11 protein-coding genes are annotated in these 10,294 nt (G+C 61.8%); 3 read left to right on the top strand and 8 right to left on the bottom strand.

What is annotated here, in order from left to right:
* Positions 1-133 (bottom strand): SDR family NAD(P)-dependent oxidoreductase (locus HHJ19_RS00505; protein WP_296903124.1); only part of this gene is annotated, 133 nt, incomplete at its 3' end.
* A 124-nt stretch (positions 134-257) separates the two neighbouring features.
* Between HHJ19_RS00505 and HHJ19_RS00500 the strand changes: the two genes are divergently transcribed.
* The 3 genes from HHJ19_RS00500 to HHJ19_RS00490 are packed head-to-tail and all read left to right on the top strand — an operon-like array spanning position 258 to position 3,615.
* Positions 258-1,001, top strand: coding sequence for a FadR/GntR family transcriptional regulator (locus HHJ19_RS00500; protein WP_296903118.1), 744 nt, complete (start codon positions 258-260; stop codon positions 999-1,001).
* 8 nt (positions 1,002-1,009) lie between these two features.
* Positions 1,010-2,536 carry a UxaA family hydrolase gene (locus HHJ19_RS00495; RefSeq protein WP_296903122.1) on the top strand — a complete coding sequence of 509 codons (1,527 nt, stop codon included), beginning with the start codon at positions 1,010-1,012 and terminating at the stop codon, positions 2,534-2,536.
* Positions 2,537-2,550: 14 nt separating this feature from the next.
* Positions 2,551-3,615, top strand: coding sequence for a malate/lactate/ureidoglycolate dehydrogenase (locus HHJ19_RS00490; RefSeq protein WP_296903116.1), 1,065 nt, complete (start codon positions 2,551-2,553; stop codon positions 3,613-3,615).
* Positions 3,616-3,648: 33 nt separating this feature from the next.
* Here the strand turns inward: HHJ19_RS00490 and slmA are convergent, their stop codons facing one another.
* The 7 genes from slmA to HHJ19_RS00455 form a co-directional block, all read right to left on the bottom strand.
* Positions 3,649-4,299 (bottom strand): nucleoid occlusion factor SlmA, encoded by a 651-nt coding sequence (gene slmA, locus HHJ19_RS00485; RefSeq protein WP_296903115.1) that lies wholly within the window; start codon positions 4,297-4,299, stop codon positions 3,649-3,651.
* A gap of 294 nt (positions 4,300-4,593) precedes the next feature.
* A complete protein-coding gene (gene argB / locus HHJ19_RS00480; RefSeq protein WP_296903113.1) occupies positions 4,594-5,505 on the bottom strand; it encodes an acetylglutamate kinase in 912 nt (303 codons plus the stop codon).
* 75 nt (positions 5,506-5,580) lie between these two features.
* Positions 5,581-7,488, bottom strand: a complete 1,908-nt coding sequence (locus HHJ19_RS00475; RefSeq protein ID WP_296903112.1) for a nucleoside-diphosphate sugar epimerase/dehydratase — start codon at positions 7,486-7,488, stop codon at positions 5,581-5,583.
* Between the two features lie 21 nt (positions 7,489-7,509).
* Positions 7,510-7,866, bottom strand: a complete 357-nt coding sequence (locus HHJ19_RS00470) for an H-NS histone family protein (protein ID WP_296903110.1) — start codon at positions 7,864-7,866, stop codon at positions 7,510-7,512.
* A gap of 76 nt (positions 7,867-7,942) precedes the next feature.
* Positions 7,943-8,506 (bottom strand): sugar transferase, encoded by a 564-nt coding sequence (locus HHJ19_RS00465; protein ID WP_296903108.1) that lies wholly within the window; start codon positions 8,504-8,506, stop codon positions 7,943-7,945.
* Entirely contained in the window at positions 8,503-9,459 is a 957-nt protein-coding gene (locus HHJ19_RS00460) for an SDR family oxidoreductase (RefSeq protein ID WP_296903107.1), read from the bottom strand. Before HHJ19_RS00460 ends, HHJ19_RS00465 begins: the two co-directional genes overlap by 4 nt.
* Positions 9,456-10,247, bottom strand: coding sequence for a glycosyltransferase (locus HHJ19_RS00455; RefSeq protein WP_296903105.1), 792 nt, complete (start codon positions 10,245-10,247; stop codon positions 9,456-9,458). The genes HHJ19_RS00460 and HHJ19_RS00455 overlap by 4 nt, the downstream gene beginning before the upstream one ends.
* Positions 10,248-10,294: the final 47 nt, after the last annotated feature.

Genomic DNA, 10,294 nt, shown 5'->3' with positions numbered 1-10,294 from the left:
AACATTCCAGCAGCGCGGCGTGGACGTCAGTCGCCCAGACCCGCGCGCCTTCTGCCGCGAGCGCCAGGGCGCTGGCGCGCCCTATGCCCTGACCGGCCGCTGTGACCAGCGCAGTTTTTCCTTCAAGTCTCATGAATGCTCCTACAGGGTTTTGCCCGATGTTGCCGAACGCCTTTCATGGGATTATCAATTGGTCTTACCACTTGTCCAATTCTGGCTAACCCTTAAGCCGCCCCGCGTATTCCCTTATCGCCCTCATGCCCCTGCAAACCGTCGAACCACAACGCCTCTACCGCCAGATTGCCAGCCAGCTGCGCGCGCTGATCACGGCCGGCGAGTTCGTGGCGGGTTCCCGCTTGCCCGCGGAGCGGGACCTCGCGCGTCAGCTCGGCGTGAGCCGGCCCTCGGTGCGTGAAGCACTGATCGCCATGGAAGTGGAGGGCTGGGTCGAGGTCCGCACCGGCTCGGGCGTCTATGTGCTGGACCGCACGGCGGGCGCTGGCCAGGGCGGCTCAACCCGTCGACCACAGATTCCAGCCGATGAATGGGGGCCGCTGGAGCTGATCCGGGCGCGCCGGCTCGTGGAAGGCGAAATCGCTGCCATGGCCGCAACCCAGGCCGGGCGCAAACATATTGCCGCCATGAGCAAAGCCCAGGCTTCGATGAAAAGCGACGCCGACCGCAGTGTGCTGCCGCTTGAAGGCGACCGCGCATTTCATACCGCTCTGGCCGACTCCTGCGCCAACGTCGTTCTTCTTGAAACCGTGCAGCGTTTCTGGGACTCTCGGCGCGGTCCAATTTTCGTGCGGCTGGGCGGTTATTTCGAAACGGTGGAGTCATGGCGCGCCGCCATCGTCGAGCACGAAGCCATTCTGGAAGCCGTGCGCAGCCACGACGCCAGCTCCGCCCGCCTGGCCATGCATCAGCACATGGACAACTCGCACACGCGCTTCAGCGTGAGCTGGCGCAAGGCCAAAAAGCAACCGGAATTCAATCGATGACGCCCTCCATGACGCCCTTTATCCGCCTTCATCCCGCCGACGATGTCCTGATCGCACGCGCCCAGCTGGTGGGCGGCACTCTCGTCGAAAACATCACCGTCAGGGGCCTTATCCCGCCGGGACACAAGGTGGCGACGCACGCACTGGCGGCCGGCGAGCCGGTTCGCCGCTACAACCAGATCATCGGTTTTGCCAGCCAGGCGATTGCGCCGGGCGAGCATGTGCACACCCACAACCTGAACATGGGCCCCGACAAGGGCGACTTTGCGCGTGACTATGCTTTTGGCGCTGACCTGAAGCCGGCGTCAATACGGCGAGAAGCAACCTTCATGGGTATCAAACGGGCCGATGGCCGGGTGGCCACGCGCAACTACATCGGCATTTTGTCCAGCGTCAACTGCTCAGCCACTGCAGCACGCGCCATTGCGGATCATTTTTCGAGGCAGAACAATCCTTCTGCGCTGCAGCACTTTCCCAACATCGACGGCGTCGTGGCGCTGACACACGGCACGGGTTGCGGCATGGACAGCGAGGGCCTGGGCCTGCAAATCCTGCAGCGCACGCTCGCGGGCTACGCCACCCACGCCAATTTCGCCGGCGTGCTGGTTGTCGGGCTGGGCTGCGAGGCCAACCAGATCAACGCCTGGCTGGCGCACAGCGCCTTGCGCGAAGGCGAGAATTTTCGCGTCTTCAATATCCAGGACATCGGCGGCACGCGCCGGACGGTAGACAAGGGTATTGCACTGCTCCGGGAGATGCTGCCGCGCGCCAATGCCGTCAGGCGCGAGCCCTGCAGTGCTTCGCACATCACCATCGGCCTGCAATGCGGCGGCTCGGACGGCTACTCGGGCATCAGCGCCAACCCGGCGCTGGGCGCCGCCGTTGATCTGCTGGTGGCGCACGGCGGCACCGCCATTTTGAGCGAAACCCCCGAGATCTATGGCGCCGAGCATTTGCTGACGCGCCGCGCCGTGCGGCCGGCGGTGGCGGAAAAACTGCTTGCCCGCATCAGGTGGTGGGAGCATTACACCGAGGTCAACAACGGCGAAATGAACAACAACCCATCGCCCGGCAACAAGGCCGGCGGTCTCACCACCATTCTTGAAAAATCGCTGGGCGCGGTCGCCAAGGGCGGAACGACGAATCTGCAGGCGGTCTATGAGTATGCCGAACCGGTCAGCGAACACGGCTTTGTCTTCATGGACACTCCCGGCTACGACCCGGTGAGCGCCACCGGCCAGGTGGCGGGCAGCGCCAACCTGATCTGCTTTACCACCGGCCGCGGTTCTGCCTACGGCTGCGCGCCCTCGCCTTCACTGAAACTTGCCACCAACTCTGCACTGTGGCAGCGCCAGGAAGAGGACATGGACATCAACTGCGGCGAAATCATCGACGGTACGGTCTCCATCCAGCAGATGGGGCAGCGAATTTTCGACATGGTGCTGGCTACCGCTTCCGGCGCGCAGAGCAAGAGCGAACGACACGGTTACGGGCAAAACGAGTTTGTGCCCTGGCAAGTCGGCGCCGTCATGTAAAAACCTGATATTTTATGCAAAAAACCATTCACGTCCAGGAACTACGGTCTCAATGCGCTACTGTTTTAATAGCATGCGGCAGCACCGGGGAAGAAGCCGGGAAAGTCGCCGCCAACCTGGTCATGGCCAACCTGAGCGGCCATGACTCACACGGTGTCGGCATGCTGCCGCGCTATGTCGACGCTGTTCTTGAAGGCGGCCTCAAGCCCAACGCGAACGTGCGGATCGTGCTCGATACCGGCTCTTTGCTCACCCTGAACGGCCAGCGCGGTTATGGCCAGATCGTCGGCGAGCAGGCCATGGACCTTGCCATCGCCCGCGCCAAAACCCATGGCAGCTGCATCATGTCGCTGGCCGACTCGCACCACCTGGGCCGCATCGGCCACTTTGCCGAGATGGCGGTGGCGCAGGGGCTGGTGTCGCTGCATTTTGTCAATGTTCTGTCGCGCCCGGTGGTGGCGCCTTTTGGCGGCGCCGACGGGCGTTACGGCACAAACCCCTGCTGCATCGGCGTGCCGCTGAAAGGCCGCGAACCTTTCGTGCTGGACTTCGCCACCAGCCGCGTCGCACAAGGCAAGATGCGGGTCGCGCACAACGAAGGGCGGCGCGTGGCGCCCGGCACACTGATTGACGAAGACGGTCTGCCAACCACCGACCCCGGCGTGGTCGTGGTGCCGCAAAGCAAGGGACTGTTTGGCGCCCTGCTGGCCTTTGGCGAACACAAGGGATACGGCCTGGCCGTGGCTTGCGAACTGCTGGGCGGCGCCCTGACCGGCAGCGGCACCTGGCACCAGCCGACCGACCCGGCCGTGCGCGCCATCGTCAACGGCATGCTGAGCATCGTGATCGACCCAGCCAGGATCGGCTCGCAAACCGCCTTCGAACAGGAAGCGCTGGCCTTCGTCGACTGGCTCAAGGCCGGTCCGGTCGCCCCGGGCTTTGACGCGGTGCAGATTGCCGGCGAGCCGGAGCGCGCCTGCCGCCTGCAGCGCCAGAGCGAGGGCATCACGGTCGACGCCCTGACCTGGCAGGAGATTGTTGCTGCGGGCAAGAAAGTCGGCGTCTCTTTGCCGGAGTGACGGCAGCAGCCAGCGCCCGCTGCGGACTCTCCCTCAGGCCAGAATGATGGCCAGGCTGGCTTCAAGATGCTCGGACGGCAGGCGCCTGAAACCGGACCGGGCAAAACGCTGCAAGCGGCCGACCATGAAGGCCACGATCACTGAAGCCCGGACCTGCGCATCGACCATCGGCGTGGCCTGGCCGGCAGCCGCCGCGGCATCGCGCAGGTTCTGCTTGAAGCTCGATTCAAGCTTGTCGAAAAACTGGTTCATGCGCTCTTGCAGCCGGTCATTTTCAAACACCAGCGCATCACCGACCATCACGCGCGCCATACCGGGGTTTCTTTCACCGAATTGCAGCATCATGACGACCAGCTTGCGGCTGCGCGCTGCCGGATCGGACTCACGCTCGGCGAGCTGGTTGACCAGCATGAAAACGCTTTGCTCGATGAACTCGATCAGACCTTCAAACATCTGCGCCTTGCTGGCGAAATGCCGATACAGCGCCGCCTCGCTCACGCCGAGCCGCGCAGCCAGCGCCGAGGTCGTGATGCGTTCGGCACCCGGCTGCTCCAGCATGGCGGCCAGGGCCTGCAGGATCTGGATCCGGCGTTCGCCCGGCTTGGGACGCTTGCGCGCCGCAGGCTCCTCGGCGACTGACGGGAACGGCAGGCTCAGTTCGGGTTCGGACACCAGGTCAGACATAGGTTGCAGCCCTCAAAGATGAAAAATGTTTCAAAAAAACGAGGAATGTTGCAAATGATTCTCTCACAGCAAGATGGCAGCGCTGGCTAGCGGCACATGGGGTTTTCATCCATGACAAAAGGCAAAACACCGGCCCGCCCGCACTCGAACCCGCCGCAGCGGCGATCGGGGCCCGGCCCGGCTGCGCCGCATTTGCTATATTTGTTATAGCAAACAATAACCGAAGATAATGGACCTGCGGTCTAATTAGCTCAAACCCCGAGCTTTTTCGGCAGCACCGCGGTCGCAAACCGCCTAATGCGAGCGGATCATCGTTCCGTAGGCCTTGTCGGTCAAAATTTCCAGCAGCATGGCATGCGGCACGCGGCCGTCGATGATGTGAACCGCGTTCACACCGCTTTTGGCGGCATCCAGCGCGCCTTCAATTTTGGGCAGCATGCCACCCGAAATCGTGCCGTCGGCGAACAAGGCGTCGATCTCGCGCGCCGTCAGGTCGGTCAGCAGCTCGCCGGCCTTGTTCAGTACACCCGGGATATTGGTCAGCAGCACCAGCTTTTCCGCTTTCAGCACCGTGGCGAGTTTGCCGGCAACCACGTCGGCATTGATGTTGTAGCTTTCGTTTTCCTCGCCAAAACCAATCGGGCTGATCACCGGAATAAAGGCGTCGTCCTGCAGCGCCTTGACCACGCTGGGGTCGATGCTGACGATGTCACCGACAAAGCCCAGGTCATGCTCGGCGTCGGGGTCGTCCTTGTCCTGCATCTTGAGCTTTTTCGCACGGATCAGACCGCCGTCGCGTCCGGTCAGGCCGACCGCCTTGCCGCCGGCCTGGTTTATCAGGCCCACGATGTCCTGCTGCACCTGCCCGGCCAGCACCCACTCGACCACTTCCATGGTTTCCTCGTCGGTGACGCGCATGCCCTGGATGAAATGGCCCTTTTTGCCCAGCCGATTCAGCGCCGCCTCGATCTGCGGGCCGCCGCCATGCACCACCACGGGGTTCATTCCGACCAGTTTGAGCAGCACTACATCTTCGGCAAAGTCGGCCTGCAGGGCCGGATCAGTCATGGCGTTGCCGCCATATTTGATCACCAGCGTCTTGCCATGGAACTTGCGGATGTAGGGCAGCGCCTGCGCGAGGATTTCGGCCTGGTCGCGCGGGCCGATATGGGACAGGTCGGGGTCGGGAAAGGTTGGGTGGGTCATGTCGGCCGGTAGCAGATAGTTATAAAATCGCGTTGGACTTCAAATTGTGCCGCATCCTGGCGGCTTTCCGCTGATTCACGACCTGATCGGCACGCTTGCCGCCGGAGGCCGTTGGCCGTAACCGTCAACGCAGGCTTTCAGCACCGCCTTGATGAGCCTGACGTCCCCCCGCTCCGCCGCTTGGTGCAGGGCCTCAAGATGCTTTTCAAGCGTCGGCCAGTCCAGGTGGTCTTCATGCGCCTTCATGATGCGCGAGTGAACGGTAGGGGCCGGATTCTCGCCAATCAGCAGTTCCTCGTAGAGCTTTTCGCCCGGCCGCAACCCGGTGAGGGCGATTTCAATATCGCCATCGGGCTGCGCCGCATCACGCACCTTCATGCCCGACAACTCGACCATGCGGCGGGCAAGATCAAGAATTTTGACGGGCTTGCCCATGTCGAGCACAAACACATCACCGCCCGTGCCCATGGCCCCCGCCTGCAGCACCAGTTGGGCGGCTTCCGACAGCGTCATGAAATAGCGGGTGACTTCGGGGTGCGTGACCGTCAGCGGGCCGCCGCTTGCCAATTGGCGGCGGAACAGCGGCACCACGCTGCCGCTGGAGCCCAGCACATTGCCAAACCTGACCATGCTGAAGCACACGCCCGCTGCCTGACCCGCCGACGGCGCCGCCTGCGCGGCCAGCGCCTGCAGAACCAGCTCGGCCATGCGTTTGCTGGCGCCCATGATGTTGGTGGGACGGACTGCCTTGTCGGTCGACACCAGCACAAAATGCGCAACGCCGCTGGCCTGCGCCGCGCGCGCCATATTGAGCGTGCCAAACACATTGTTGACAATGCCCTCGGCCGGATTGGCCTCGACCATCGGCACATGCTTGTAGGCCGCCGCGTGATAGACGGTATCGGGTCGGTAGGCGAGGCAGATTTCCTGCAGCCGCAGCGGGTTGGTCACCGAGCCCAGCAAGGGCACCAGTTCCACTTTCAAACCCATGGCGGCGCACAAGCCCTGCAACTCCTGATGAATGCTGTAGAGCGCAAACTCGCTGTGGTCGAGCAGCAGCAGGCAGCGCGGCCGCTCGAGCAAAATCTGCCGGCACAACTCGCTGCCAATGCTGCCGCCGCCGCCGGTCACCAGCACCACCTTGCCGACCAGATTGCGCGCCAGCAGGGCCGCATCGGGTGGCACCGGGTCGCGCCCCAGCAAGTCCTCGATATCGAGTTCCTTGAAATCCTGAACCGTCACCCGGCCACTGGCCAGATCAGCCAGGCCCGGCAGCGTGCGGATATGAACCGGCAAACGGTGCAGGCTTTCGATGATGCTGTTGCGCCGCTCACGGGTGGCGCTGGGCAGGGCCAGCAAAATATCGGTCACACCCTCGCGGCTCACCAGGTCGGCCACGGCGGCCGGCGAATACACCAGCACCCCGTTGACGCTGCGGCCCACCTTGCCAGCGTCGTCATCGACGAAACCCAGCAACTTGAACTGGCTGGAAACCCCCAGCGCGGCCGCTGTTTGCACCCCCGCCGTGCCGGCCCCGAAGATAAGGAGGCGGCCCTGTGCTTCACGGCGCTCGTCCCACCCGGTTAACCAGAATCGGGCCATCGCCCGGCTGGCGCCGACCAGCAGCAAAAATATCAGCGGCTGCAACACCCCAAGGGTACGCGGAACATTGGGCCAGCGCATCCACAGGAGAAGCGCCAGCAGCACCGCAGCGTATACCGCCACGGCCTTGGCCGTGGCGACCAGGGCGGCCTGGCCGGTGTACCTGAAAATGGCGCGGTAAAGCCCGAAGCGGATAAACACCGGCACAGCCAGAACCGGCGTCAACGCATACACCCACCACTGCGCGCCGTCAGGCCAATTGAGCGTGTCCAGCCGCAGGCTGAAAGCCAGCCAGGTGGCAAACAGGCACAACAGTACATCCAGCGCCAACACCACCAAATGTTTGAGCGCGCGGGGCCAGCCGAGTATTGTTTCCTGCATCAAGGTTGTGCCTGGCAACCCTCAGTCTTTAATGGCAAAGTTTTCCTTGGCCTGCCCTTGCGCGACGAGTGCGGAAAGCCAGCGCGGCATCAAACCGCGGCCGCTCCAGGTTTCACCCTGGGGACCGCGAAATTTGGCGGCGACCGGACTGCCCGTCTTTTTTGCGGCAGCGGGCGTACGCTTGCCCGGCAGCGCCGCTTTGGTCTTGCCTTTTGCACCGCGGCGCTTGCCCAGATCGAGATCCCGGGCGGTAATACCAAAAGCCTGCATTTTCACGACGATTTCCTGCACCGTCTTGTCAAATTCGCGCGTCTTGATTTCGCTGGCCTGCTTTTGCAGTTTTTCAATCTGGCTCTGGATATCGATCAAATTACTCATGAATACTCCTTGATGAATTTACCCGGAAAGCTTCATACTATATCCGCAGACCGATGAATCCTTATCCTTGGTAAGCTCAATGCGTCACGCTTTCGCGCCTGGCCACCTTGATGGCGGTCATAAATATTATTTTCATGTCGAGCCGGAACGAGCGGCACCGCAGATACTCCACATCCAGGGCGACTTTTTGTGGAATGGGCAACTCATCGCGCCCGTTGACCTGGGCCCAGCCCGTCAAACCAGGCACCAGCTTATCCACGCCATATTGGGTGCGCAATGCGATAAGGTCATGCTGATTGAATAATGCGGGGCGCGGCCCGACAAAACTCATGTCGCCGCAAAGAATACTCCACAACTGGGGCAACTCATCGAGGCTGCTTTTACGCAGAAAATTACCGACCGGCGTCAGCCAGGCCTCCGGGTTATTGAGTAAATGCGTCGCCAGGGCCGGCGTGCCGACCTGCATGCTGCGAAATTTCGGCATTTTGAAAATACGATTTTGCCGCCCTACCCGTTCGGACCAATACAGCACCGGCCCGCGCGAGGTGAGTTTCACGAGCAGCGCCGTCAGCAGCAGCGGCAACAAAAAAATGACGCCAGCCATGGCGGTCAAAATAATATCGAAGAAACGTTTGGTCATGGCCGGTTGCCAGCCACCGTGAGCCGCAAACCTTCATCCACCGTGATAGGCGGTTGCCAGCCCAGCACATCACGGGCTTTTTTTATATCCAGCTGCAAATTGCCGCACAGCCGTAGCAAGACGTCCTGTTTGCCCAGCAGCAGCGCCGCGACACGCAACCACCCCGGCGGAACCGGAACCAGCCGGGCCGGCTTGCCTAAGGCGCGGGCCATGCGCCGAATCAGCTCGGGTGTGGACAAGTCTTCGCCATCGCTGACCATAAATGTCTGGTTGGCCGCAGCCGGGTGGCCGATGCAGGTCACGATGAAATCGAGCAGATTGTCCAGTGCCACCAGACTGCGCCGGTTGTTGACGGCACCCAGCGGCAGGGGCACACCATGCGCGACCGCCCGTAGCAAGGCCGAAAAATTGGCACGCACGCCGGGGCCGTAGACCAGGGGAGGCCGAATAATGACCAGTTCCATCCCGGTTTCGCGGGCAATCTCCCGCAAGCCCCGTTCCGCCTCCATTTTGGAAACGCCATAAGGGTCTTGCGGTGCCAGGGCATGATTTTCATCAAAGGATTGCCCGGGCAGGGTTACCTCGCCATTGACCTTGATGGAACTGATGAAGACAAAACGCTTGATACCGGCAGCGGCGGCGTGACGCGCCAGCTGCTTTGCCAGTATGACGTTGGCAGCGCGAAATGCGGACAGCGGATCTTGCGCCGCGTCGCTCATGACGTGGACCCGCGCCGCCAGGTGGACCATGCAGGCATGGCCGGCCATGAGCGGCACTGCATCTTCGTAACGCTGAACGCTCACCAGGCCAGCACACGAGCCCTTCCCGCCACTGCGCGCAACCCCCGTGACGGCACGGCCATTGGCAGTCAGGCTCCGGACCAGCGCCCGCCCGACGAAGCCGTTGGCGCCAGTCACCAGCACCGGGCCGGCAGATAAATCAATTGGCGTCAAAGCGTCTCACGGACCGGACTGAGTGAGCGCACCAGGCGCAAATACATGACTTTACAAAAGGTTGCCGAAAGAAAAAACTGCATCATGCTGCGGATATGCACTTGCAGATAAGTGGCGTTTTCATGACTGCTACGCCTCGCTTCATGCATAACCCTTGCCTGGGGAATGAGGGCAACGCGCATGCCTTTAAGCCAGATTCGGGCACAGAGGTCGACATCTTCGTAATACAAAAAGAACTTCTCGTTGAATCCGCCCATTTGCCGATAAACATCCCTGCGAAACAGCATGAACATACCGCCCACCCAGTCGGGGTAAATCGGCGCGAGACCAATGAGGTAATCCCCGCCCGCGCAGCGTCCAAATACCTTGCAGAGTATCTTGAGCGGTGTCGGAAAGCGACGCGCGCTGTCTTCAATCATGCCCCCGCCAGTGACCACCAGTGGTGCCGCCACACCTACAGACGAAGCATTCAGGCTTGCCAGAAGAACCGGAAACACGTCTGAATCCATCCGCACATCGGGGTTGATGATACAAAAGAACCCGGCCTGCGCCTGCCGAAATGCACGATTGTGATTTTCACCAAAACCAAGCGGTGAGGCGTTATGGATGACCGTCACAGGGAAGTTAAGCTGCGCCAGAGAGGCCGGCAAGTCTTCGGGTATGTTCACTGTCAACAACACTTCCAGGGACGTTGCACCGCAATGCGCCTGAAGATCGTTCAGTAGTGACTGGACAAGCGCTGCCTGGCCGTGACTGACTATGGATAGGGATACTGCGGCGCGGGTCATGGTTGCAATGGTCGGAGATGATTGTAAATAGCAGCTTGTTTTTACTC

Origin of the sequence: Polaromonas sp., assembly GCF_012927415.1 — a bacterium.
Taxonomy (GTDB): Bacteria; Pseudomonadota; Gammaproteobacteria; order Burkholderiales; family Burkholderiaceae_C; genus Polaromonas.
The sequence above is the reverse complement of the archived record's forward strand: the minus strand, read 5'-3'. Positions and strand labels throughout refer to the sequence as shown.